Raw genomic sequence first — 22,403 nt, 5'->3', positions numbered from 1 at the left:
CGGCCGGGCGGCGCACGCTGGAGAGGCGGCGGCGCCCCCTGGTTGCGCGTTCTCCGCGCGACGTCCCTCCCCAGCCCGGCCGAGGAGGTCCCCCTTGTGCGCCTTTCCCGCAGCCTGGCCCCGGTGACCCTGGCCCTCGTCCTCGTGGTGTCGCTGCCCTGCGACGCGGAGTCCCACGCTCGCGTGCCGGGCGGACAGGGGCCGGCCCCGCAGCTGTTCGGCGCGTCCTGCCGGACCACCGTCCGCGGCTCCCACGTGGTCGCCTACTGCCACAACCCCTACGTCGACACGGACCGGGTCCGGCTGCACATCGAGTGCGCCCAGTGGTGGGACATCGACACCGACGGCTCCCCGGTCGACACCGGCCCGGCGATGACCGTACGGCTCTCCGGCCGCTGCTGGAAGGAGGTCGGATCGGTGTGGATCAGTCACCAGAAGGTGGACTGAACCGGTCCGGACGGCACAGGAACGGGTAGCTCGCCGCCTCCTTCGAGGCCGCGTCCGCGTCGCCCGCGCGGATCGCCTCGACCAGCCGGGCGTGGTCCATGTACGACTGCGGCGTCAGCTCGGCGCCGACGTCCGCGCGCAGCCAGTCCCGCAGCACCTCGCCCAGGTCGGCGTACATCGCCGTCAGGACGTCGTTGTGCGAGGCGGCCACCACGGCCAGGTGCAGGGTCGCGTCCGCCGCCACGAAGGCCTCCGCGTCGCCCGACCGCCAGGCCTGCTCGCGGCGCGCCAGGAGGGCGTCCAGCTGTCCGAGATCCTTCTCCGTGCGCCGCGCCGCGGCCAGCCGGGCGGCCGACGACTCCAGGGTGGAGCGCAGCTCGGCGATGTGCCTTGGGTCGGCGTCGGCGAACCGGCGGTGCATCACGCCGGCCAGCTCGCTGGTGGCCGCGACGTACGTCCCCGAGCCCTGGCGGATGTCCAGCAGGCCGTTGTGGGCCAGCGCCCGGACGGCCTCCCGGACGGTGTTGCGGGCCACCCCGAGCTGCTCGACCAGCTCCGGTTCGGTGGGGATGCGCGAGCCGACCGGCCACTCGCCCGAGGTGATCTGGTTCCGCAACGCGGAGATGACCTGCTCGGACAGTGCCGAGCGGCGCGGATGGCTCAGAGGCATGACACACCTTCGCACGCGGGAGCCCGGCGGGAGCGGCCGGGCCCGCCCGGGGATGGACAATCATTCATCCTATGATTCTATGATGGGCCTCATGGCAGGCAAGGAAACCGGCACCACGGCCTCTGAGGCGACCGAGACCACCGAGACAGTCGAGACCACCAAGACAGCTGAGACAGCTGGCACGGCTGAGACAGCTGGCACGGCTGGCACGGCTGGGACGGCTGGGACGGCACGCGTGTCGCCCACGCGCGCGTGGGCGACACGGCTGGTCGTGGTCGGCATCGTGCTGTCCGCCGTCAACCTCCGGCCGGCCATCACCAGCCTCGGCGCGCTCCTGGAGGAGGTCCGCGACGGCCTCGGCATGAGCGGCAGCGTGGCCGGACTGCTCACCTCCGTGCCCCCGCTCTGCTTCGCCGTCTTCGGCGTCATGGCCCCCCGCCTCGCCCGTCGCTTCGGCCCGGCGGCCGTGGTCTGCGCGGGCATGGCGGCCGTCACGGCCGGCCTGCTGATACGGCCGTACGCCGGGAGCACCGCCGGATTCCTGGCCGGCAGCGCGCTCGCGCTCATGGGCATCGCGGTCAGCAACGTACTGATGCCGGTCATCGTCAAGCGCTGGTTCCCCGACCGGGTCGGCTCCATGACCGGCCTGTACTCGATGGCGCTCGCCGCCGGCACCGCGCTGGCCGCCGCGGTGACCGTCCCCCTGACCGACACGCTGGGCGGCAGCTGGCAGACCGGGCTGGCCGTCTGGGGCGGGCTCGCCGCGGTCGCGGTGCTGCCCTGGGTTCCGCTGGTACGGGACCGGGGAACGGCACCGGCTCCCGGGGCAGAGACCGACGCACGCGCGCGTGCGGAGCGGCAGCCGCCCACCCTGCGGATCACCCGCAGCCGTACCGCCTGGGCGCTCGCCGTGTTCTTCGGGCTCCAGGCCACCGCCGCCTACATCACGATGGGCTGGATGGCACAGATCTTCCGCGACGCGGGCGTCTCCGCGAGCACGGCCGGACTGCTGCTGGCCGTCACCATGGTGATGGGCGTACCCCTGGCCTTCGTCATCCCGCGTGTGGCGACGCGGCTGCCGCACCAGGGCCCGATCGTGATCGTGCTCGGCGTCTGCGGCCTCGCCGGATACGCCGGCCTGTACCTCGCGCCCGCGGGCGGCGCCTGGGCCTGGGCCGTCCTGCTGGGCATCGCGAACTGTGCCTTCCCGCTGGCCCTCACCATGGTCGGGATGCGGGCCAGGACCGGCGCGGGCGTCGCCCAGCTCTCCGCCTTCGCCCAGAGCACCGGATACCTGATCTCCATCCCCGGCCCGCTGCTGGTGGGCGTGCTCTACCAGCACAGCGGGGGCTGGGGCCTGCCGATCGCCCTCATGGTCGGCCTGATGATCCCGCAGATGGCCGTCGGCGTCCTGGCGGGCCGGAACAGGATCGTGGAGGACGAGGCGGCCACGACGGCCGCCTGACCGCGCGCCGGCCCCCTGCGTGCTCGGTGTCTGCTCGTCTCCGCTCGCGTTTGCTCGCGTCTGCTCGTGTCGCGGCCACCCCGCGCGGTCCGGCCGCGCCCCGGGGTGCCAGACTGGCCCCATGCCAGTGCTCGACCCGAACCCCCAGAACGGTCAGAAGAAGATGCTGATCGTCTTCGGCTCGTTCTTCGCCATCTTCATCGTCATCGCCGTCATCGCGACCCTCGCGTCACCCTGACCACAGCAGACCGCCACCCCCGCGGCCGATGGTGGTGCTAGCCCCCCCATCCCCTAGGGGGTGAGTGTCAGGGTCGAGTGGGTGGATCACCGGATGGGACGGCGACCGCGGATTCCGTAGTTTCGAGGTGTGGCCGCGAGGGCGGCCGACAGACCACGGAGACCACGGAGGCGACCATGCCGGCCCCCACGCACACCCGGTCCCACCCGGCGACCCCGGACAGCGTCGACATCCGGCTCCCCTGGTGGGCGCTCGCCCTTCCCGCGCTCGCCTTCGTCGCCCTGCTGCTCCTGATACTGAACCCGGCGGACGCCCACGCGGCCGGCGGGGACCCCGCCGTCACCCACCTTTTCGAGCGCGTCCAGCAGATCGTCACCCGTTAGCGCATTCAGGGGTTCGGCACCCGCGGACCGGGCGAAGCCGCATGTCAACTCCCTGCGCCCGTTGGCCTGTTTCATGCGAAGCTGGGTGCCATGAGCGTCGCAGAACCCCGCAGGATTGTCCTCTTCCGCCATGCGAAAGCCGACTGGCCACAGGTGACCGACCACGAGCGACCACTCGCTGAGCGGGGCCGAATGGACGCCGCCGTCGCCGGACGCAAGCTCGCGGACAGCGGCATCACCTTCGACCTGGCCGTGTGCTCCACCTCCGTGCGTACCCGGGAGACCTGGAAGCTCGCCGTCCATGAGCTCGCGCACCGGCCGAAAACCGTCTATGAGGAGCGGGTGTACGAGGCCTCGCCCGGCGAGCTGATCGCCGTGCTCAACGAGGTGCCCGACGACGTACGGACCGTGATCCTCATCGGCCACAACCCCGGCGTGCACGGAGTGACCGAGATCCTGGCCGGCGCCGCCGAGGCCGACGCCCGCGAGTGGATGGACCGCCGGGGCTTTCCGGCCGCCGCCTTCGCCGTCCTGACGCACGAGGGCTCCTGGAAGACCCTGGAGCCCGGCGTGGCCACGCTCGCGGACTACTGGGCACCTTCCGAGTAGACCACCGCACCAGCGCTGACACGGCACGACGAGGGCCCGGCACCGATCTCCGCGGTGCCGGGCCCTCGGGTCCGGATCGGCCGGACGGTTCAGCTCTCGTCGTGGGTGTCCGCCGCCTCGACCTCTTCGCGGGTGACGCCCAGCAGATACAGGACCGTGTCCAGGAACGGGAAGTTCACCGCCGTGTGCGCGGCCTCGCGGACCACCGGCTTGGCGTTGAAGGCGACCCCGAGACCGGCCGCGTTCAGCATGTCCAGGTCATTGGCGCCGTCGCCGATGGCCACCGTCTGCACCAGCGGCACGCCCGCCTCGGCGGCGAACCGGCGCAGCAGCCGCGCCTTGCCCGCCCGGTCCACGATCTCGCCGGTCACCCGGCCGGTCAGCTTCCCGTCGACGATCTCCAGCGTGTTGGCCTGGGCGAAGTCCAGCCCCAGTCGCTCCTTCAGATCGTCGGTGACCTGGGTGAAACCGCCCGAGACGACGCCGACTTGGTAGCCGAGCCGCTTCAGTGTCCGGATCAGGGTCCGCGCGCCCGGCGTCAGCCGGACCTCGGCGCGCACCTTCTGCACGACCGACTCGTCCAGCCCCTCCAGCAGCGCCACGCGCGCGTGCAGCGACTGCTCGAAGTCCAGTTCGCCGCGCATCGCCGCCGCCGTCACCTGGGCGACCTCGTCCTCGCAGCCGGCGTGCGCCGCGAAGAGCTCGATCACCTCGTCCTGGATGAGCGTCGAGTCCACGTCCATGACGACCAGCCGCTGGGCCCGCCGGTGCAGGCCCGCCGAGACGACCGCGATGTCCACGCCGAGCTCGGCCGCGTCGGAGGCCAGGGCGGTGCGCAGCGGTTCGGTCTCCACGCCCGACACCGCGAACTCGACAGCTGTCACCGGGTACTTGGCGAGCCGGAAGATACGGTCGATGTTGCCGCCGGTCTTGGCGATCCGGGCGGCGATGGCGGCCGTCGACTCGGCGGTCAGCGGGTGGCCGAGGACGGTGACCAGGGAACGGCCGAGGCCACGCGGGCGGTTGTCGCCGTGGCCGGAGATGATCTCCGCCTGCATCTTCATCGACTCGGCCCAGCTGTGCACGGTCGCCCTGAGGTCGCCCTCAAGACCCGCCGGGGGCTGGGTCACGAGCGCGCACAGCACCAGGCGGCCTCGCGTGACGACCTGCTCGATGTCGACCACGTCGACCATGTAGGCGGCAAGAGTGTCGAAGAGGCCGGCCGTGATGCCCGGCCTGTCCTTGCCGAAAATCTTGACGAGGAGAGTGGGGACCTCGGAGGTCTGCGGATCGCTCATGGTGTAACCAAGGTAACCGGCACCCAGTGCCTGCGGCGCAGGTGGTCCGCCTGACGGACACGGAACAATAGGTGTCGGGCCGGTGTCGGACGCCTTGCCTCCGCCCTACGGGCGAACGTGCGTGCGATGTCCACGGCCGGGGCCGGAGTGCATCCCGCCGCGACTTCACGCACGGTTCGGCGCCGCGACATGCGTGTGGCGGGTGCCGGGATGCGCGTGTGGAGGGCGCCGGGAAACGTGCGGGGCGGGCGCCCGGGCGCGCGTGGTGGTCGCTGCCTACCGGCTCGCCCGGCGACCCACTCACCCTCTCTACCCGCGGGGCCTCCTGGGCGGCGGCGGAGGTGGCGGGGGAGGGGGTGGCGGGGGCCCGGCGCCCGGGCCGCTCTGGGGGCCGTCGGGTCGCCGTGCGCCCGGCCGGGGACGCGGGGAGCGAGGCGGCGGATCGAAGGGGCGCGCCATGGTGGGCGCGCCGTACACGTCGCCCGAGCCGGACGGCGGTACGTCGGAGGGGTCGCCGCGCGACCCGCTCTCCCTCGGCGCGCGGCGGCCGTCGTCCGCCGGGGGCGGTGCGCCCGGCGGACGACGGCCCGGGACGGCGGAACCGCCCGGCGGTGCCGTCCCCGCCCCCTGCGCCGCACCGGACCGAGCCCCTCGGCCGCCACCGGTCTCCCGCAGCTCCTCCGGCACCCGGAGATACGGGTTCGTGTTCGGATTGGGCGGACGGTACGGCGTGCCCGGCGCGTAGGGCCCCGCCGTCCCGCTGACGACCCGCTCCGGAGCCCGGCCGGCCCCCTCACGGACGGGCCCGCCGCCCGCCTCGCTGTCACCCAGTGCCAGCAGGGCCGCCCGTGACCCCGCCGCCCCGGTCATCCAGGCGAGCAGTGCCCCCGCGGCCCCCGCCGCCGCGCCCCACACCGCCCCGAGCAGCAACGCCGTCCCCAGCTGCCCGTGCAGCTGGATCCCCGCCCCGAACGCGTCGAAGCCCAGCACCGACAGCGAGGCGTCCACCGACACGTCCGCCAGCCAGGCCAGCAGCGGCAGCGTGAGCGCGGTGGCGATCCCCAGTCGCACGGCACACCGCCCGGCGAAACCGAGCGCACCGGCCGAGCCGCCCCGCCGGCCCACCGGCGTCCGACCCACCGGCGTCCGACCCACCGGCGTCCGGACCACCGGTGTCCGGACCGCCGTGAACACCCCGGCCAGCAGCATGAGCAGGGCCGCCGCGACCCCCAGCAGCCACACCCGCCCGTCCAGGGCGGCCAGGTGGCCGAGCGTCACCGACTGGTCGGACTTCGAGTTCAGGAGCTCGTCGAGAGGGTGCGGCAGGAACATGGTCAGGACGCCCGTGGCCCGGCCGTCGAAGGGGACGAAGAGCCCGATCGGAACGCCGAGCCAGACGCCGTTCGGGGCGCCCAGCAGGGCCGCGCCCATGATCCGGGCCGGATGCGGGTCGCCGATCGCCGCGTAGGCCGCCGCCGCCCAGCCGGCCGCCACGGCCACCAGCAGTATCGTCACCAGCGCCGAGGCCGCAGGCCGTACCCCCCGGTGCACCGCGGCCCAGCCGGGTGGCAGCGGGGTCCGGCGCGAGGCCAGCAGGGCGATCAGCAGGATGCCCACCGACCAGCCGAGGCCGCCGAGCAGGGTCGCCGCCGTGTCCACGCTGAAGCCGACCGCGGCGTTCGCGTGCACGAGGTCGCCGAGGCGGTCCGGCAGCAGTCCGCCGACGTCGCCGATGCCGGGGATCTTCAGCCCCCCGCCGCCGCTCCCGCCGCCCGGCAGCTTGTCCAGGCCGAGCGCACCGCCGTCGATCGTCACGACGGAGTGCCCCGCCCACGCCAGGCCGCCCAGCATCGCCACGAACACCGACACCACCGAGCCCGCGCGGGCCAGCAGTTCGGCCGGGGAGATCACAACTCCGGCCGTGCGCAGGGATCGTAAGAAGAACCATGACAAAAGGAGCGCACCGACCAGGCTCACCCCCAGTGGCGTGATCTCGATGGCCGTGGTGGCCTCCGCCCCCTTCAGCCCGAAAGCGGACAGATCTCCGTCCGGGGTGACCGAACCACCCGCCCCGAGTGCCACAACGGCCGCGGTCATCGGGCCCAGCGAGCCCGCCGCGTCGGCCCGCAGCAGATGCAGGCCCAGCGCCGCCGTGCCCGCCATACCGATCAACGCCCAGCTCACGGCGGCTATCGAGGACAGCAGGATGTCGGCCCACGGCAGCCGTGCGCCGTGCCTCGCGTGCTCGACTCCCGTACCGGACGCATCAGCACTCATGGCAGACCCCCCGATCCGCAGGCGCCCCGGACCACTCCGTCGCGCTTGTCCCCCTCGCGTGGATTACCACTCTCCGGGCTGGTTTCAACCCCGTCAACGGAAAGAGTCGAAGCGCTCGTACGAGGCCTCCACAAGGCCCGGCTTTCGGTCAGAGGGCCGAGCCTGAAATAGTTCCCGACGATGTTCGACATCCCTAGACTCCCTGTGATGGGGGTAACTCGGGGGACTACTCATGGGGCTTGGAGTGCCGGAACTCGTACTTGAATCAGACGGACGCACCTGGACGCTCGATCCGTCCAGGTCATACACCCTCGGACGCGATCCGCAGGGGGACATCGTGTTCGACGACGCCAGGGTCTCCTGGCGGCACGCCACGATCAGCTTCGACGGCCGCAGTTGGGTCATCGAGGACCACGGCAGTACCAACGGCACCTTCGTGCAGAGCAGCAGGGTCCAGCGCTCCGAGATCGGCCCGGGCTCGGCCGTCCATCTCGGCAACGCGAACGACGGACCGCGCCTGGGTCTCTCCGGTGCCGCCGTCGCCCAACCGCAGCCCCAGCAGCAGCCGTTCGCGGCGCAGGGCGCGGGCGGCGCGGGCTGGTCTCAGCCGCCTGCTCCGCAGCCGTCGGCCGCGCAGCAGGCTCCGCAACAGGGCTGGCAGCAGGCCCCGCCGGTGATCCCGCAGCAGCAGGGTGCCCCGGCCATGGCCTCCGGCGGTGGCGCGGGGGCGCCGCCGGTCTACGGCGACCGCAGCCCGACCACCTTCCACCAGTTCTCCGTCGGCCGCGTGATGCGCATCGGCCGTGCCCTGGACAACGAGCTGGTCGTCTCCGACCTGCAGGTCTCGCGCCACCACGCCGAGTTCCACTCCACGCCCGACGGCCGCATGGAGATCCGCGACCTCGGCTCGCACAACGGCACGTACGTCAACGGCATGCCGATCGCGAAGAGCGGCAGCGCGCTGCTCGACGCGGACGACATCGTGGGCGTCGGCCACTCCACCTTCCGGATCGTCGGCGACCGGCTGGAGGAGTTCGTCGACACCGGTGAGGTCTCCTTCTCCGCACGCCACCTGACCGTCACGGTCGACGGCGGCAAGCAGATCCTCAAGGACGTCTCCTTCGGCGTCCCGGAGAAGTCCGTGATCGCGGTCATCGGCCCGTCGGGATCCGGCAAGTCGACGCTGCTCAAGGCGCTCACCGGCTACCGCCCCGCCAACGAGGGCGAGGTGCTGTACGACAACCGCAACCTGTACAAGCAGTTCGCCGAGCTGCGCCAGCGCATCGGTCTGGTCCCGCAGGACGACATCCTGCACAAGGAGCTGACCGTCAAGAAGGCCCTCAAGTACGCGGCCAAGCTCCGCTTCCCCGCCGACACCACGGGGGAGGAGCGCGAGGCCCGGATAGACGAGGTGCTGCGCGAGCTGAAGCTCGACGTCCACAAGGAGAAGAAGGTCACCTCCCTCTCCGGCGGCCAGCGCAAGCGCGTGTCGGTGGCCCTGGAGCTGCTCACCAAGCCGTCGCTGATCTTCCTCGACGAGCCCACCTCGGGCCTCGACCCGGGCATGGACCGCGATGTCATGCAGCTGCTGCGCGGCCTCGCCGACGACGGCCGCACGGTCCTCGTCGTCACCCACTCGGTGGCCGAGCTGGCGCTGTGCGACAAGCTCCTGGTGATGGCCCCGGGCGGCTCGGTCGCCTACTTCGGCCCGCCGGAGGAGGCGCTGAACTTCTTCGGCTACGACACCTGGGCCGACGTCTTCTCCGCCTTCGAGAACTACCGCGACTACGACTGGGCGGGCCGCTGGAAGGGCTCGCAGCACTACCAGATGTACGCCGCGGACATCGACGCGATTGCGCCGCAGTCCGTACAGATGCCGCCGATGCAGGTGATGAAGCCGAAGAAGCCGCAGAGCTGGGGGTCGCAGCTGCTGACCCTGGTCCGGCGGTACGTGTCGGTCATCGCCTCGGACAAGGGCTTCCTGGCGCTGACGGTGATCCTGCCGGCCGTGCTCGGCGCGGTCAGCCTGCTGATCGACAGCGACAAGGGCCTGCTGGTGAACCCGGTGAGCTCGAAGACGGGCGTGCCGGTCCCGAACGGGACGGCGACCACGGTCCTGCTGATCCTCGCCGTCGGCGCCTGTTTCGCGGGTGCCGCCAACTCCGTGCGCGAGCTGATCAAGGAACGGGTCATCTACGAGCGGGAGCGCGCGGTCGGCCTGTCCCGGTCGGCGTACCTGATGTCCAAGGTGGTCGTGCTCGGCCTGATCACCGTGTTGCAGGGTCTGATGGTCGGCCTGATCGGCTTCTCCAGCCGCGAGATCCCCGACCAGGGCGTGGTCCTCGGCCACTCCACCCTCTTCGAGCTGTGCATCCCGATCATGGGGCTCGGCTTCACCTCGATGATGTTCGGCCTGGTCATCTCCTCGCTGGTGAAGACGTCCGAGAAGACCATGCCGCTGCTGGTGATGTTCGCGATCATCCAGGTCGTGTTCACCGGCTGCCTGTTCACCCTGAACGGCGCGGTGGGAGTGAACCAGGTCTCGTTCCTGATGCCCTCCCGCTGGGCGGTGGGCGCGGCCGGCGCCACGCTGGACTTCAACAACATCGCGCCCAACGTCGACAACCCGACCAAGACGGATCCGCTGTGGGACCACACGGCCGGCGCCTGGACCATGGACATGGCCGCGCTGATCGTCCTCGGCCTCATCTGCGGTTTCCTCGTGGCCCGGTTCCTGCGCCGCCACGAGCCCGAGGTCATGCGCAAGTAGCACGCCGGCGCCCTCAGGACGCCCGAAGGGCGGCACCCCGCAGTGGGGTGCCGCCCTTCGGCATGTGCGTGAAGAGGTCCGCGCAGGCCTCAGTACGCGCTGTTGACGTTGTCCATCGAGCCGTACCGGTGGGCGGCGTAGTTGCAGGCGGCCGTGATGTTGGCGACCGGGTCGTAGATGTTCCACGAGGTGCCGGCCACGTGGTAGGTGGCGAAGGTCGGCGGGATGACCTGGAGCAGACCCTTGGAGGGGATGCCGTTGATGGCGTTGATGTCCCAGTTGTTGATGGCGTTGGGGTTGCCGGAGGACTCCCGCATGATGTTGCGGTACAGGCCGTTGTAGGAGCCCGGGATGCCCTTGGCGTTCATGATGTCGAGGGACTGGCGGATCCAGCCGTCGAGGTTGTTGGCGTAGGTCTTCGAGGCGACCGGCTGGAGCTGCGGGCGCGCGGCGGACCGGCTGGCGGCCTGCTGGGCGGCGCGCTTGGCGGCGGCCTTCTTGACGGCGGCGACGTGCTTCACGTGGGCCGCGTGCAGCTTCTTGGCGTGGGCCTGCTTCACGTGGGCGACGTGGGCCGCGTGGACCTTCTTCACGTGGGCCACGTGCAGCTGGTGGGCGGAGAGCGCCTTCTTCTTGGCGATGGCCTCGACCTTGACGTTCTGCAGGGCCAGCTGGTCCGTGACCTTGCCCGTGACGTCCTTGACCTGCGCGGTGCCGTAGACGGCCTTGGCGGCGGTCTCGGGGGCACCGGCCGCGATCGTCTCGGCGCTGCTGGGCACGGCCGAGAAGGCGAGGGCGGCGGCGCCGAGCGTGGCGACACCGGCGAGCGCGATCTTGCGGTGCTTGGTCAGAGTGGGACTGTGGCTGTGCTTGGGCATGGCTTCGGACCTCTTCGAATAGCGCGGAGGTCGCTCGTTGTCCGCGGGAGGAGACCGGCTCCTCCGGCACGAACACCGCCGGGGGAACCCGCGGTGCTGAGCGACGGCAGCCATTCTTAGCGGCAGCAAAATGCCCTGGCAAAGGTGTGACGTACGATCCCCGGTAGTGGAGCCCGGAGGGGCAAATCGGGACAGACTGGAACGTCTGCCCCGTTCGCGCCGGGCCCCTTTATCTCCTATTTCCGTTCGTACGTGATGTGCGCCCTATGTGCCGCCTCACATCGGCCGCACATCAATCTCACCGGGAGTTGCTGAAGCAACCCGCTGCGTGAGGGGCCTACTGCGGGAGGATGAGGTGCAGGTCGCCGAACTCGTGCCACAGGTAGAGACCGCGCAGCGCCTCCTCGTAGCCGAGGTCGAGCGCGGCCCGCCCGGCGACCGCCTCCAGCATCAGCAGATGCGAGGCCTCCGGCTCGTGCAGCCCGGTCAGCAGCCCGTCCACCACCCGGACCCCGAGCCTCGGCGTCACCACCAGCTCCGTCCAGCCCTCGGCCGCCCGCACCACCCCGTCGGACCCGGCGGCCGACTCCACGGCCCGCACCGCGGTCGTCCCGACGGCCACCACCCGCCCCCCTCCCGCTCGCGCGTTGTTGATCAGCCGTGCCGACGTCTCCGGCACGGCGAACCGCTCCGCGTACGGCGGCTCGTACGCCTCCGCCGACGACACCCCGGTGTGCAGCGTGATCGGCGCGAACTGCACCCCGCGGCTCACCAGCTCCGCCACCAGCCGCGCGGTGAAGGGCCGGGCCGCACTCGGCATCTCCGCGCTTCCCGCCCCGTCCGCCGACGGCAGCGCGAACACCGTCTGGTACACCGACAACGGCTGGTCCCGCTCCGTATAGGAGTAACGGATGGGCCGCCCGTACTCCCGCAGCATCCCGTGGACGTCCGTCGAGGTCCGCGCCCACCACAGCCGCTCGCCCCGCTCGGTCAACGGCTCCTCCAGGACCAGCCGCCCGCCCCCGGGCAGCCGCACCCCGGTACCGGCGCGCGTACCCGCACGCGCGCGAGTGGTCCCCTTCCCGTCCGGCTCGCGCAGCTCGACCGCCCACCGTCCGTCCCCGCGCACCGCGTCCCCGCGCGTGGAGAAGTGCACCACCACCCGCGCGTGCCCGACCCGCCCGTCCACGGCCGCCGCCAGCGTCGGCGAGGTGTTCACCACCAGCAGGTCCCCGGCCCGCAGCAGGCACGGCAGCTCGGCGAAGGCGTGATGCGACACCGCCGTCCCGCGCGACACCAGCAGCCGTACGGCGTCCCGTTCCAGACCCGGCCCGCGCTGCTCGGCCGGCACCCGCGCGGACAGCTCCTCGGGCACCCGCACCACCGTCGTCATCGCCCCTCCACCAGGGCAGGAGCGTCGTACCGCCCGCTCACGGGCCGCTCGTCCAGGAGCCGCAGGAAGGCCGGTACGACACTCACCGGCGCCGGCCGCGGATCGTCGTCGTCCGGTACGGCCGCCGCATACAGGTCGGTCGCCATGTCCCCGGGATCAACCGCCCACACCCGCAGCCCCGGCTCCTCCACGGCGAGCACCGCCGCCAGCTGGTCCAGGGCCGCCTTCGAGGCGCCGTAGCCGCCCCAGGTCTCGTACGCCTCGGCGCCCGCGTCCGAGCTGACCGCGACCACCGCACCCGCCGCCGACTCCCGCAGCAGCGGCAGCGCCTCCTGGACCAGGCCCAGCGCGGCCACCACGTTCACCTCCAGCGCCCGGCGCAGCCCCGCAAGCGGCAGCTCGCCCAGGCGCACCAGCGGCTCGGCGCCCAGCGCGCTGGCATTGCTCACCAGCAGGTCCACCCCGCCCAGCTCCCGCGCGGCGGCCACCAGACCGGCCCGGTGCCCGGCGTCCGTGACATCGCCGGGCAGCGCAGCCACCCGCGTCCCGTGCTCCGCGACGGCCTCCGCCGTCTCCTTCAGCGCCCCGGCCCCCCTGGCGTCCAGCACCAGATCCCAGCCGCGCGCGGCCAGCGCCTCGGCCAGCGCCCGCCCCAGCCCCTTCGAGGCCCCCGTGATGATCGCTACCGGCATGACAACCGTCCCCTCGGCTCCGTCCGCCCGCGTCGGCGGTGATCCCAACGTAGGAACCGGACCGCCCCGGCCGCCTCGGACGGGGGCCGCAACCCGGCGGGGCCCTTCGGACTAAGCCGCCGGTCCGGGCCTCGCGCCCTAGGTCCCCGGGCCTACGGCCGACGGTCCAGGCCCTGCCGCCCTCGGCCCGATCCGCACTGTCGGACCCCGCCGGTACCGTGAGGACATGAGTCAAGGTCCCCGGTCCGGCCTCGGCGCGGTGAGTTCCGCGCTGCTGGCCATGAGCAGGCATCTGGAGGTGCGCGACGTCCTCAAGACGATCGTCGCCTCCGCCCGTGAGCTGCTCGACGCCCAGTACGCCGCGCTCGGGGTCCCCGACGACCACGGCGGCTTCGCCCAGTTCGTCGTCGACGGCGTCACCGACGCCCAGTGGAAGGCCATCGGCCCGCTCCCGCGCCAGCACGGCATCCTCGCGGCGATGCTGCGCGAGGCCAAGGTCGAGCGGCTGGCCGACGTCCGCACGGACCCCCGCTTCGAGGGCTGGCCCTCCGCCCACCCCGACATGTCCGACTTCCTGGGCCTGCCGATCCGGGACGGCGACGAGGTCATCGGCGCGCTGTTCCTCGCCAACAAGAACTGCGCGAAGCCCCAGGGAGGCTGCGGCTTCACCGCCGAGGACGAGGAACTCCTCTCCATCCTCGCCCAGCACGCGGCCATCGCCCTCACCAACGCCCGCCTCTACGAGCGCAGCCGCGAGCTGACCATCGCCGAGGAGCGCTCCCGGCTCGCCCACGAACTGCACGACGCGGTCAGCCAGAAGCTCTTCTCGCTCCGCCTGACCGCCCAGGCCGCCGCCGCCCTGGTCGACCGCGACCCCTCCCGCGCCAAGGGCGAGCTGCACCAGGTCGCCGTGCTTGCCGCCGAGGCCATCGACGAACTGCGTGCCGCCGTCGTGGAGCTGCGCCCGGCCGCCCTCGACGAGGACGGTCTGCTCGCCACCCTGCGCACCCAGATCCAGGTCCTCGACCGCGCCCACACCGCGCGCGTGACCTTCGCCGCCGGCGGCTTCCGCGCCCTGCCCGCCGCCCAGGAGGAGGCACTGCTCCGGGTGGCCCAGGAGGCCCTGCACAACGCCCTGCGGCACTCCGGGGCCGGGCACGTGGACGTGACGGTGAACCGGCGCGGCGGCGGAGCCGTCCTGCGGGTCACGGACGACGGAAGCGGCTTCGACCCGCACCTCACCCGGCGCGCCGGACGCCACCTCGGCCTGGTCTCCATGCGGGACCGGACGAACGGCGTCGGCGGCACGCTGACCGTGGAATCGGCGCCCGGCAAGGGCACCACGATCGAGATGGAGGTCCCCGGTGGCTGACGCGATCCGGGTGCTGCTGGTCGACGACCACCAGGTCGTCCGCCGGGGCCTGCGCACCTTCCTGGAGGTCCAGGACGACATCGAGGTGGTCGGCGAGGCCGCCGACGGCGCCGAAGGGGTCGAGCGCGCCCAGGAGCTCACCCCCGACGTCGTCCTGATGGACGTCAAGATGCCCGGCCTGGACGGCGTGGCGGCACTGCGCAGGCTCCGCGAACTCGACAACCCCGCGCGCGTGCTGATCGTCACCAGCTTCACCGAGCAGCGCACGGTGGTCCCGGCCCTGCGCGCGGGCGCCGCCGGATACGTCTACAAGGACGTCGATCCCGACGCGCTCGCCGCCGCCATCCGCTCGGTGCACGCCGGGCACGTGCTGCTCCAGCCCGAGGTGGCCGGCGCCCTGCTCTCCCAGGAGGAGGCCAACTCCGGCCAGGGCAGGGGCGGCTCGCTCACCGAACGGGAGCGGGAGGTGCTCGGGCTGATCGCCGACGGCCGCTCCAACCGCGAGATAGCCCGCGCCCTGGTGCTGTCCGAGAAGACGGTCAAGACGCACGTCTCGAACATCCTGATGAAACTCGACCTCGCCGATCGCACCCAGGCCGCCCTGTGGGCCGTTCGCCATGGCGTGACCGGCTGAAACGCCTTCCGCAACGCTTCACGGACGACAAACGGACGACAATATGGAGGGTCGCCTTCCGGGCTGAGATTCATACCGTCGTGGGAATGTCACCCGGACGGCGCATCCTCGGCCGGCCACCGCCGTTCTCCAGTGCGTGCTGCGGCGACCGCCGCGGCGATCGCCAAGGAGGCTCAAGAAGTGAAGAACCTGAAGAAGGCAGCGGCCCTGACGATGGTGGCCGGCGGGATCGTGGCGGCCGGCGCGGGAATTGCCTCCGCCCACACCGGCGGCGCCGCTGCCGCGGGCGAGGCCCACGGCTCCCCGGGCGTCGTCTCGGGCAACGTCATCCAGGTCCCGGTGGACGTTCCGGTCAACGTCGTCGGCAACAGCATCAACGTCATCGGCGTACTGAACCCCGCCTTCGGCAACCTCGGCCTCAACCACTGAGACCCTGCCGCCCGACGGCACCGACCTCCGGCCTTCCGGCCACCCCGGAAGGCCGGTCGGCTGCTGTCGGGCAGCGCCCCGAAGGGGCGCGGGGCTGAATTCGATGTGCGGCTGCCGCCGCGCGGGCGCGCCCAGCCACGACGCCGCCGCAGGCGACCGACGACAGACGCATCTCACGCCACCTCACGCCACCTTGCGGCACAGCAGAGCGCTCAGCGCCCTCGCTCGCGCTCCTCCACAACGGAGTTGTACGCCGCGACCTGCGCCCGCCGCGCCGTCCGCTCCACCGGCCGCAGTGCCAGCGACCGCGCCGCCATCTCCGACGCGCTCACCGCCCCGCCGTGCCCGTTGTCGTAGGCCAGCGAGATCAGCAACCCCACCCGCTGCGCCAGCTCCAGCACCCGCACCGCCCGCGGCGGATACCCCGGGGCCAGCACCTCCCGGCCCCGCTCCGCGCGCGCCCGGTACGCGTCGATCGCCGCCTCCGCCACCGGCCCCGACCCCGCGACGTCCAGCTTCGACAGCACCTCCGTCGCGTCCCGCAACGCCTCGGCCAGCTCGCGCTCCGCCTCACCGAGCGACGGCACGTCGGCCGGCGGGGCCTCCCGCACCGGCAGCACGTGCCAGACCACCTCGACATGCACATCGCCGGCGGGCCCGGCCTCGTAGACCTCCGGCACCAGCCCGAACGCGGCTCCGTGGCAGATCACCGCCTCCTCGGCCTCCAGCGCCCGCGCGTTGAACTCCGGCGGCCCGCTCAGCCCCAGCGGATGCCCGGACGCCGGCAGCGCGACCCGCAGCCCGGTCGCCCCCAGCGCCCGCAGCCGCCCCAGCGCCAGCGTGAGCCCGACCGGAGCGGACTCACCGGGCAGCCCCTCCACCCGGTGCACCGCGTCCTCGCCGACGATGGCGAGCACGGCGTCATCCGGAGAGACAAGTCCGGCCAAAAGGGCGTTTCCCCAAGCGGCGAGGCGTCCTGAACGCGGTTCCGAGAGCATGCCCCCACCCTAAGGACAGGACCGATGGAATGGAGCGGCGCACTCGTGGCGTAGATTTCATAAGGGCTGCGCCCACCGGCGCCGCCACCCGGGCCACAGGCGTACGCGACAGCCGAGAACGGCGACACTGCAAGGGGAGACAACGCGCTCATGAGCGATGTTCTGGAGCTTCAGGACGTATCCGTGGTCCGGGAGGGCCGGGCTCTGGTGGACCAGGTCTCCTGGTCGGTGAAGGAGGGCGAGCGCTGGGTCATCCTCGGCCCCAACGGCGCCGGCAAGACCACCCTCCTGAACGTCGCGTCCAGCTACCTCTTCCCCAGCAAGGGCACCGCCACCATCCTCGGCGACACCCTCGGCAAGGTCGACGTCTTCGACCTGCGCCCGCGCATCGGCATGGCCGGCGTCGCCATGGCCGAGAAGCTCCCCAAGCGCCAGACCGTCCTGGAGACCGTGCTCACCGCCGCCTACGGCATGACCGCCCACTGGCAGGAGGAGTACGACGAGGTCGACGAGCAGCGTGCCCGCGCCTTCCTGGACCGCCTCGGCATGACCGACTACGTGGACCGGAAGTTCGGCACCCTCTCCGAGGGCGAGCGCAAGCGCACCCTGATCGCCCGCGCCCTGATGACCGACCCCGAGCTGCTCCTCCTCGACGAGCCCGCCGCGGGACTCGACCTCGGCGGCCGGGAGGACCTGGTCCGCCGCCTCGGCCGGCTCGCCCGCGACCCGATCGCCCCCTCCATGATCATGGTCACCCACCATGTCGAGGAGATCGCCCCCGGCTTCACCCACGTCCTGATGATCCGCCAGGGCAAGGTCCTCACCGCCGGCCCGCTGGAGCTCGAACTCACCTCCCGCAACCTCTCCCTCTGCTTCGGCCTCCCGCTCGTCGTCGAGCAGCTCGGCGACCGCTGGACCGCCCACGGACTGCCTCTGTCCTGACCGGCGTTGACCCGGAAAAGCACCCTGTCGGGGTGGGCACCCCCGGCCCTACCATGACAATGTGAACAGCATCGACGCATGGGTGTGGTGGCTCGTCGGCGCGGCGGCTCTCGGGATCCCGCTCGTGGTGACCGCGATGCCGGAGTTCGGCATGTTCGCGGTCGGTGCCGTGGCCGCCGCCGTCACCGCGGGTCTCGGCGCGGACGCCGTGCTCCAGGTGCTCGTCTTCGTCCTCGTCTCGGTCGCGCTGATCGCCGTCGTACGGCCCATCGCGAACCGGCACGCCGCCCAGCGCCCGCAACTCGCCACCGGCGTCGACGCGTTGAAGGGCAGACAGGCCGTCGTACTCGAACGCGTCGACGGCGGCGCGGACGGCCGGATCAAGCTCGCCGGCGAGATCTGGTCGGCGCGCGCCCTCGACCCGGACCGTGCCTACGAAGTGGGTCAGGAAGTCGACGTCGTGGAGATCGAGGGGGCCACCGCGATCGTCATCTGACCTCGTAAGACTCAACTGAACAGAAGAGTCCCCGAGTTGCGCGTGCGTCTGTCAGACTCATCCAGCAAGATCTTCAACAACCATAAGATCTGCCGAAGCGCCGAGGCGGAGAAGGGTACGGGGAGCGACGATGGAACCGGTCATCATCGTCCTGGTCATTCTGGTGGTGTTGGTCTTCATCGCCCTGATCAAGACGATCCAAGTCATCCCACAGGCGAGCGCCGCCATCGTCGAGCGCTTCGGCCGCTACACGCGGACCCTGAACGCGGGCCTGAACATCGTGGTCCCGTTCATAGACACCATCCGCAACCGCATCGACCTGCGTGAACAGGTCGTCCCGTTCCCGCCGCAGCCGGTGATCACCCAGGACAACCTGGTCGTGAACATCGACACCGTCATCTACTACCAGGTGACGGACGCGCGCGCGGCCACCTACGAGGTCGCCAGCTACATCCAGGCCATCGAGCAGCTCACGGTCACCACGCTCCGCAACATCATCGGCGGCATGGACCTGGAGCGGACCCTGACCTCCCGCGAGGAGATCAACGCGGCCCTGCGCGGCGTCCTCGACGAGGCCACCGGCAAGTGGGGCATCCGCGTCAACCGCGTCGAGCTCAAGGCGATCGAACCACCCACCTCCATCCAGGACTCGATGGAGAAGCAGATGCGCGCCGACCGTGACAAGCGCGCCGCGATCCTCACCGCGGAGGGCACCCGCCAGGCGGCGATCCTCACCGCCGAGGGCGAGAAGCAGTCCCAGATCCTGCGCGCCGAAGGTGAGGCCAAGGCGGCGGCCCTGCGCGCCGAGGGCGAGGCCCAGGCGGTCCGTACGGTCTTCGAGGCCATCCACGCCGGCGACCCGGACCAGAAGCTCCTCTCCTACCAGTACCTCCAGATGCTCCCGAAGATCGCCGAGGGCGACGCCAACAAGCTCTGGATCGTCCCCAGCGAGATCGGCGACGCCCTCAAGGGCCTCTCCGGCGCCATGGGCAACTTCGGCTCTCTGGGCGGCGGTTCTAACGGCGGCGGCAACATCCCGTCCCAGGAACGCCGCGAGAAGCCCAACATCGACTGACGGCACCTCAAAACAAACGTTCCCCGCGCCCACCCTTTCTTGGGGGCGCGGGGAACTGCGCGATCAGCCACAACACAGCCGCAGCCGCAAGACGGCACCGGCCGGGCACACGACTAGGCGGCCACATCCCCCGCCAGCCACTCGGGCAACGCCGCCAGATCCTCGGCCCCCATGGCCAACAGCATCGCATCCTGCGGCGAAGGCTCGAACGGCTTCCGGAGCAACGGCATCTCCGCCTGCTCCGGCGTCCGGTCCGCCTTCCGGTGATTGTCCTCCGCGCAGGACGCCACCGTGTTCAGCCACGAATCCTGACCACCCTGCGCCCGCGGCACCACATGGTCCACGGTCGTCGCCCGCTTCCCGCAGTACGCGCACCGGTGCCGGTCCCTGACCAGCACCCCCCGCCGCGACCACGGCGCCTGTCTCCGAAAGGGCACCCGCACATACCTGCACAGCCGTATGACCCGAGGCGCAGGTATGTCCACCTCGGCACCGCGCATGCGCAGCTCGGGGTGGGCCTGCTCGACGACGGCCTTGTCCTGGAGCACCAGAACGACGGCGCGGTTCAACGTCACCGTAGACAGCGGCTCGAAGCTCGCGTTCAGCACCAGCGTGTCCCGCATCCAGCCCACCTCCTTTGTGCACCGTGCCCACCCCCGGCGGGCTTGGATCAACTCTGGACGGGCGCGCCGAGATGGACAACGCAATAAAAACTGCCCGCCCCTGATCACTTCCATGACCAGAGACGGGCAAACGTTCAATGAACGCTCAGCTGATTTCGCGCGCTGCGTCAGCCCTGCTCGGAGTTCTCGTACTCCCCGATGAGCTGCGCCCGCGCGATCGCGTGGAACCGCAGGTTGAACCCGACGACGGCAGGCGACACATCGGCGTCCGGACCGAGCTTCTCCTGGTCCACCGCGTACACCGTGAAGACGTACCGGTGCGGCCCGTCCCCGGGCGGCGGCGCGGCACCGCCGAAGTCCTTCGACCCGTAGTCGTTGCGCACCTGCACCGCGCCCTCGGGCAGACCCTCGAACTTGCCGCTGCCCGCGCCCGCCGGCAGCTCGGTCACCGAGGCCGGGATGTCGAACAGGACCCAGTGCCAGAACCCGCTGCCCGTCGGGGCGTCAGGGTCGTAGCACGTCACGGCGAAACTCCTGGTCCCGTCGGGGAAACCCGCCCACCGCAGCTGCGGCGAGGTGTTGCCCTTCGCATAGACCTGAGCGTCCTTGAGCGTCGCCCCTTCCTCGATGTCCTCGCTCGTCACCGTGAACGACGGGACGGGAGGGTGGAAGTCATGGGGGAGAGGCCGCCGCTTGAGCTCGGACACCTCGGTACCTCCTGATCGATTACCGGAATCAGCAGTGTCGAGCCTAGAACCAGTTGCGCTTGCTGCCGACCTCGGACAGCCACTGGTTGAGATAAGCCGCCCAGTCGGTCCCGTGGAAGTCGTGCAGACCCACCTGGAACGACCGGAACGTGTCACTGCCCTCGCTGAACAGCCCCGGCTTCTTGTCCATTTCGAGGATGACGTCCATGGCGTGCGCGTCCGCCACGAAGCTCAGCTCGACCTGGTTCAGCCCCCGGTACTGGGACGGCGGGTGGAACTCGACCTCCTGGTAGAACGGCAGCGTCTGCCGCGTCCCCCGGATGTGCCCCTTCTCCAGGTCCGCGTTCCTGAACCGGAAGCCCAGCTGGATGAAGGCGTCCAGGATCGCCTTCTGCGCCGGCAGCGGATGCACGTTGATCGGGTCCAGGTCCCCGGAGTCGACGGCACGCGCGATCTCCAGCTCGGTGGTCACCCCGATGTGCATCCCGCGCAGCGCCTGCCCGTCGATCATCGTGACGGGCGTCTCCCACGGGATCTCCAGCCCGAACGGCACCGCGTGCACGGCCCCGGCCTGCAGCTCGAAGGCACCGCCGAGCCGCGTCTTGCCGAAGGCGATGTTCTGCTTGTACTCCTCGTCGCCGTGCTCCACCTCGACCCGCGCCTGGAGCCCCACGGACAGCCCCTGGATCTCCTGGTTCACCGAGCCGCCCTGGATCCGCACCTCGCCCTGGACGACACCGCCAGGTACGACGTTCACCTCGGTGAGCACCGTCTCGACGGACGCCCCGCCGGCCCCCAGGCTCGCGAGCAGCTTCTTGAACCCCATGACTCTCCTCTACTACGCACGGTCTACTACGTACGGACCCTTGATCCCTACAAACGCGATCCGGTCACCACCGGTTCCGGTCCACACCCTGGCAAGCAGACGATTCCTTGACCAGTCCTTGGCGTCCCCGGTCTGGACTACGCTCGGACGCCATGATCGCGCCCCCGGACCGTACGCCACTCCCCAGAAGCTTCTTCGACCGCCCTGTCCTGGAGGTCGCCCCCGACCTCCTCGGCCGCGTCCTCCTCCGCACCACCCCGGACGGTCCGATCGCGGTGCGCCTCACAGAGGTCGAGGCGTACGACGGCCCGAACGACCCCGGCTCGCACGCCTATCGCGGCCCCACCCCCCGCAACGAAGTCATGTTCGGTCCGCCCGGACATGTGTACGTCTACTTCACCTACGGCATGTGGTTCTGCATGAACCTCGTCTGCGGCCCCGAGGGCACCGCGTGCGCGGTCCTGCTCCGCGCCGGGGAGATCATCGAGGGCGCCGAGCTCGCCCGTAAACGTCGACTTTCGGCCCGATACGACAGAGAACTGGCCAAAGGACCGGCCCGCCTGGCCACCGCCCTGGGCGTCGACCGGGCCCTGGACGGCACGGACGCGTGCGCCGAAGGCGAGACCCCGCTGCGGATACTGACCGGCACCCCCGTCCCCTCCGACCAGGTACGCAACGGTCCGCGCACCGGAGTCGCCGGCGAGGGCGGCGACGGCGACATCCATCCCTGGCGCTACTGGATCGCCAACGACCCCACCGTGAGCCCCTATCGGGCCCATGTGCCGAGGCGCCGCTCAAGTTGACGCGTCCCTGGAAGGTGCGTAATGTAGCCCGAGCCGCTGAACCGGGTACGGCAATCGCCAGCAGCCGGAAGTGGCCACCCACTACCTACGACTTCCCCTGACGGGGTCGATTTCGGCGTGCCCGCATGCCCGAATTCGAGCCCGCGGAACTCGATTATGAGTCCCGGCGGGAATCGGCTAACGTAGTGAATGTCGAAAGGCCGACGGGCGAAAGCCGGAAAGCCTGAAGACAATCCCGCCGACCGGGAATCGGACGCCGAAAGGATCTGATAGAGTCGGAAACACCGAAGGGAAGCCCGGAGGAAAGCCCGAGAGGGTGAGTACAAAGGAAGCGACCGTTCCTTGAGAACTCAACAGCGTGCCAAAAGTCAACGCCAG

The 22,403-nt window shown here is 71.2% G+C and carries 24 protein-coding genes; 13 read left to right on the top strand and 11 right to left on the bottom strand.

The genetic code is table 11. From position 1 onward, the window contains the following. Positions 1 to 96: 96 nt before the first annotated feature. Positions 97 to 447 (top strand): hypothetical protein, encoded by a 351-nt coding sequence (locus AB0D74_RS06265; RefSeq protein ID WP_362581071.1) that lies wholly within the window; start codon positions 97 to 99, stop codon positions 445 to 447. Here AB0D74_RS06265 and AB0D74_RS06260 read toward each other — a convergent pair. Continuing rightward, positions 425 to 1,117 carry a FadR/GntR family transcriptional regulator gene (locus AB0D74_RS06260; protein WP_362581069.1) on the bottom strand — a complete coding sequence of 231 codons (693 nt, stop codon included), beginning with the start codon at positions 1,115 to 1,117 and terminating at the stop codon, positions 425 to 427. The two genes, AB0D74_RS06265 and AB0D74_RS06260, sit on opposite strands and share 23 nt — an antisense overlap. 79 nt (positions 1,118 to 1,196) lie before the next feature. On the opposite strand from AB0D74_RS06260, the gene AB0D74_RS06255 reads away from it, so the two are divergent. The 4 genes from AB0D74_RS06255 (at position 1,197) to AB0D74_RS06240 (ending at position 3,812) form a co-directional block, all read left to right on the top strand. Beyond that, positions 1,197 to 2,582: a CynX/NimT family MFS transporter gene (locus tag AB0D74_RS06255; protein WP_362581067.1), complete on the top strand. Its 1,386-nt coding sequence runs from the start codon at positions 1,197 to 1,199 to the stop codon at positions 2,580 to 2,582. A gap of 121 nt (positions 2,583 to 2,703) precedes the next feature. Further along, positions 2,704 to 2,820, top strand: a complete 117-nt coding sequence (locus AB0D74_RS06250; protein ID WP_089107830.1) for an SGM_5486 family transporter-associated protein — start codon at positions 2,704 to 2,706, stop codon at positions 2,818 to 2,820. Between the two features lie 176 nt (positions 2,821 to 2,996). Then, on the top strand, positions 2,997 to 3,203 hold the full coding sequence (locus tag AB0D74_RS06245; RefSeq protein WP_362581065.1) for a hypothetical protein: 207 nt from the start codon (positions 2,997 to 2,999) through the stop codon (positions 3,201 to 3,203). Positions 3,204 to 3,293: 90 nt separating this feature from the next. Then, positions 3,294 to 3,812, top strand: a complete 519-nt coding sequence (locus tag AB0D74_RS06240) for a histidine phosphatase family protein (protein ID WP_362581063.1) — start codon at positions 3,294 to 3,296, stop codon at positions 3,810 to 3,812. A gap of 89 nt (positions 3,813 to 3,901) precedes the next feature. Here AB0D74_RS06240 and serB read toward each other — a convergent pair whose 3' ends face one another. Next, complete coding sequence (serB, locus tag AB0D74_RS06235) at positions 3,902 to 5,110, bottom strand: phosphoserine phosphatase SerB (protein WP_362581061.1); 1,209 nt, start codon at positions 5,108 to 5,110, stop codon at positions 3,902 to 3,904. A gap of 309 nt (positions 5,111 to 5,419) precedes the next feature. After that, positions 5,420 to 7,387 carry a streptophobe family protein gene (locus tag AB0D74_RS06230; protein WP_362581059.1) on the bottom strand — a complete coding sequence of 656 codons (1,968 nt, stop codon included), beginning with the start codon at positions 7,385 to 7,387 and terminating at the stop codon, positions 5,420 to 5,422. Between the two features lie 244 nt (positions 7,388 to 7,631). On the opposite strand from AB0D74_RS06230, the gene AB0D74_RS06225 reads away from it, so the two are divergent. After that, the gene (locus AB0D74_RS06225; RefSeq protein ID WP_362581915.1) at positions 7,632 to 10,157 is read left to right on the top strand and encodes an FHA domain-containing protein; all 2,526 of its coding nucleotides are present in this window, start codon (positions 7,632 to 7,634) and stop codon (positions 10,155 to 10,157) included. 89 nt (positions 10,158 to 10,246) lie between these two features. Here AB0D74_RS06225 and AB0D74_RS06220 read toward each other — a convergent pair whose 3' ends face one another. The 3 genes from AB0D74_RS06220 to AB0D74_RS06210 all read right to left on the bottom strand — a co-directional run bounded on the left by AB0D74_RS06220 (position 10,247) and on the right by AB0D74_RS06210 (position 13,120). Continuing rightward, the gene (locus AB0D74_RS06220) at positions 10,247 to 11,035 is read right to left on the bottom strand and encodes a transglycosylase SLT domain-containing protein (protein ID WP_362581057.1); all 789 of its coding nucleotides are present in this window, start codon (positions 11,033 to 11,035) and stop codon (positions 10,247 to 10,249) included. A gap of 337 nt (positions 11,036 to 11,372) precedes the next feature. After that, positions 11,373 to 12,428 carry an S-adenosylmethionine:tRNA ribosyltransferase-isomerase gene (locus tag AB0D74_RS06215; RefSeq protein ID WP_362581055.1) on the bottom strand — a complete coding sequence of 352 codons (1,056 nt, stop codon included), beginning with the start codon at positions 12,426 to 12,428 and terminating at the stop codon, positions 11,373 to 11,375. Beyond that, entirely contained in the window at positions 12,425 to 13,120 is a 696-nt protein-coding gene (locus tag AB0D74_RS06210; RefSeq protein ID WP_362581054.1) for an SDR family NAD(P)-dependent oxidoreductase, read from the bottom strand. The genes AB0D74_RS06215 and AB0D74_RS06210 overlap by 4 nt, the downstream gene beginning before the upstream one ends. 226 nt (positions 13,121 to 13,346) lie before the next feature. Here AB0D74_RS06210 and AB0D74_RS06205 point away from each other — a divergent pair, with 226 nt between their 5' ends. The 3 genes from AB0D74_RS06205 to AB0D74_RS06195 all read left to right on the top strand — a co-directional run bounded on the left by AB0D74_RS06205 (position 13,347) and on the right by AB0D74_RS06195 (position 15,555). Next, positions 13,347 to 14,492, top strand: a complete 1,146-nt coding sequence (locus AB0D74_RS06205) for a GAF domain-containing sensor histidine kinase (protein ID WP_362581053.1) — start codon at positions 13,347 to 13,349, stop codon at positions 14,490 to 14,492. Continuing rightward, positions 14,485 to 15,126, top strand: coding sequence for a response regulator transcription factor (locus tag AB0D74_RS06200; protein ID WP_294008392.1), 642 nt, complete (start codon positions 14,485 to 14,487; stop codon positions 15,124 to 15,126). Before AB0D74_RS06205 ends, AB0D74_RS06200 begins: the two co-directional genes overlap by 8 nt. 180 nt (positions 15,127 to 15,306) lie before the next feature. After that, on the top strand, positions 15,307 to 15,555 hold the full coding sequence (locus AB0D74_RS06195) for a chaplin (RefSeq protein ID WP_362581051.1): 249 nt from the start codon (positions 15,307 to 15,309) through the stop codon (positions 15,553 to 15,555). 212 nt (positions 15,556 to 15,767) lie between these two features. Here the strand turns inward: AB0D74_RS06195 and AB0D74_RS06190 are convergent, their stop codons facing one another. Then, positions 15,768 to 16,553, bottom strand: coding sequence for a hypothetical protein (locus AB0D74_RS06190; RefSeq protein WP_362581049.1), 786 nt, complete (start codon positions 16,551 to 16,553; stop codon positions 15,768 to 15,770). 150 nt (positions 16,554 to 16,703) lie between these two features. On the opposite strand from AB0D74_RS06190, the gene AB0D74_RS06185 reads away from it, so the two are divergent. The 3 genes from AB0D74_RS06185 (at position 16,704) to AB0D74_RS06175 (ending at position 19,066) form a co-directional block, all read left to right on the top strand. Continuing rightward, positions 16,704 to 17,495: an ABC transporter ATP-binding protein gene (locus AB0D74_RS06185; protein ID WP_362581048.1), complete on the top strand. Its 792-nt coding sequence runs from the start codon at positions 16,704 to 16,706 to the stop codon at positions 17,493 to 17,495. Between the two features lie 61 nt (positions 17,496 to 17,556). Beyond that, complete coding sequence (locus tag AB0D74_RS06180; protein ID WP_362581046.1) at positions 17,557 to 17,991, top strand: NfeD family protein; 435 nt, start codon at positions 17,557 to 17,559, stop codon at positions 17,989 to 17,991. Positions 17,992 to 18,121: 130 nt separating this feature from the next. Next, positions 18,122 to 19,066, top strand: a complete 945-nt coding sequence (locus AB0D74_RS06175) for an SPFH domain-containing protein (RefSeq protein WP_362581045.1) — start codon at positions 18,122 to 18,124, stop codon at positions 19,064 to 19,066. Positions 19,067 to 19,179: 113 nt separating this feature from the next. On the opposite strand, the gene AB0D74_RS06170 is transcribed toward AB0D74_RS06175, so the two are convergent. The 3 genes from AB0D74_RS06170 to AB0D74_RS06160 form a co-directional block, all read right to left on the bottom strand. Beyond that, positions 19,180 to 19,689 carry an HNH endonuclease gene (locus AB0D74_RS06170; protein WP_362581043.1) on the bottom strand — a complete coding sequence of 170 codons (510 nt, stop codon included), beginning with the start codon at positions 19,687 to 19,689 and terminating at the stop codon, positions 19,180 to 19,182. 167 nt (positions 19,690 to 19,856) lie between these two features. Beyond that, complete coding sequence (locus AB0D74_RS06165; RefSeq protein ID WP_362581041.1) at positions 19,857 to 20,396, bottom strand: YbhB/YbcL family Raf kinase inhibitor-like protein; 540 nt, start codon at positions 20,394 to 20,396, stop codon at positions 19,857 to 19,859. A 43-nt stretch (positions 20,397 to 20,439) separates the two neighbouring features. Then, positions 20,440 to 21,222, bottom strand: a complete 783-nt coding sequence (locus AB0D74_RS06160; protein ID WP_362581039.1) for a sporulation protein — start codon at positions 21,220 to 21,222, stop codon at positions 20,440 to 20,442. Between the two features lie 152 nt (positions 21,223 to 21,374). Here AB0D74_RS06160 and AB0D74_RS06155 point away from each other — a divergent pair, with 152 nt between their 5' ends. Continuing rightward, entirely contained in the window at positions 21,375 to 22,025 is a 651-nt protein-coding gene (locus AB0D74_RS06155) for a DNA-3-methyladenine glycosylase (protein WP_362581037.1), read from the top strand. 177 nt (positions 22,026 to 22,202) lie between these two features. Here the strand turns inward: AB0D74_RS06155 and AB0D74_RS06150 are convergent. Beyond that, positions 22,203 to 22,403, bottom strand: a 201-nt coding sequence (locus tag AB0D74_RS06150) for a hypothetical protein (protein ID WP_362581035.1), incomplete at its 5' end; no start/stop codon positions are given.

The organism is Streptomyces sp. NPDC048278 (genome assembly GCF_040652195.1).
GTDB lineage: Bacteria > Actinomycetota > Actinomycetes > Streptomycetales > Streptomycetaceae > Streptomyces.
This window is presented reverse-complemented; position numbering and strand designations above follow the sequence as displayed.

What these genes read in the sequence shown, in the direction of transcription:
- AB0D74_RS06260 (WP_362581069.1), bottom strand. Translation starts at nt 1,117, where the DNA reads ATGCCTCTGAGCCATCCGCGCCGCTCGGCACTGTCCGAGCAGGTCATC.
- AB0D74_RS06255 (WP_362581067.1), top strand. Translation starts at nt 1,197, where the DNA reads ATGATGGGCCTCATGGCAGGCAAGGAAACCGGCACCACGGCCTCTGAG.
- AB0D74_RS06250 (WP_089107830.1), top strand. Translation starts at nt 2,704, where the DNA reads ATGCCAGTGCTCGACCCGAACCCCCAGAACGGTCAGAAGAAGATGCTG.
- AB0D74_RS06245 (WP_362581065.1), top strand. Translation starts at nt 2,997, where the DNA reads ATGCCGGCCCCCACGCACACCCGGTCCCACCCGGCGACCCCGGACAGC.
- AB0D74_RS06240 (WP_362581063.1), top strand. Translation starts at nt 3,294, where the DNA reads ATGAGCGTCGCAGAACCCCGCAGGATTGTCCTCTTCCGCCATGCGAAA.
- serB (WP_362581061.1), bottom strand. Translation starts at nt 5,110, where the DNA reads ATGAGCGATCCGCAGACCTCCGAGGTCCCCACTCTCCTCGTCAAGATT.
- AB0D74_RS06230 (WP_362581059.1), bottom strand. Translation starts at nt 7,387, where the DNA reads ATGAGTGCTGATGCGTCCGGTACGGGAGTCGAGCACGCGAGGCACGGC.
- AB0D74_RS06220 (WP_362581057.1), bottom strand. Translation starts at nt 11,035, where the DNA reads ATGCCCAAGCACAGCCACAGTCCCACTCTGACCAAGCACCGCAAGATC.
- AB0D74_RS06215 (WP_362581055.1), bottom strand. Translation starts at nt 12,428, where the DNA reads ATGACGACGGTGGTGCGGGTGCCCGAGGAGCTGTCCGCGCGGGTGCCG.
- AB0D74_RS06210 (WP_362581054.1), bottom strand. Translation starts at nt 13,120, where the DNA reads ATGCCGGTAGCGATCATCACGGGGGCCTCGAAGGGGCTGGGGCGGGCG.
- AB0D74_RS06205 (WP_362581053.1), top strand. Translation starts at nt 13,347, where the DNA reads ATGAGTCAAGGTCCCCGGTCCGGCCTCGGCGCGGTGAGTTCCGCGCTG.
- AB0D74_RS06190 (WP_362581049.1), bottom strand. Translation starts at nt 16,553, where the DNA reads ATGCTCTCGGAACCGCGTTCAGGACGCCTCGCCGCTTGGGGAAACGCC.
- AB0D74_RS06185 (WP_362581048.1), top strand. Translation starts at nt 16,704, where the DNA reads ATGAGCGATGTTCTGGAGCTTCAGGACGTATCCGTGGTCCGGGAGGGC.
- AB0D74_RS06175 (WP_362581045.1), top strand. Translation starts at nt 18,122, where the DNA reads ATGGAACCGGTCATCATCGTCCTGGTCATTCTGGTGGTGTTGGTCTTC.
- AB0D74_RS06170 (WP_362581043.1), bottom strand. Translation starts at nt 19,689, where the DNA reads ATGCGGGACACGCTGGTGCTGAACGCGAGCTTCGAGCCGCTGTCTACG.
- AB0D74_RS06160 (WP_362581039.1), bottom strand. Translation starts at nt 21,222, where the DNA reads ATGGGGTTCAAGAAGCTGCTCGCGAGCCTGGGGGCCGGCGGGGCGTCC.
- AB0D74_RS06155 (WP_362581037.1), top strand. Translation starts at nt 21,375, where the DNA reads ATGATCGCGCCCCCGGACCGTACGCCACTCCCCAGAAGCTTCTTCGAC.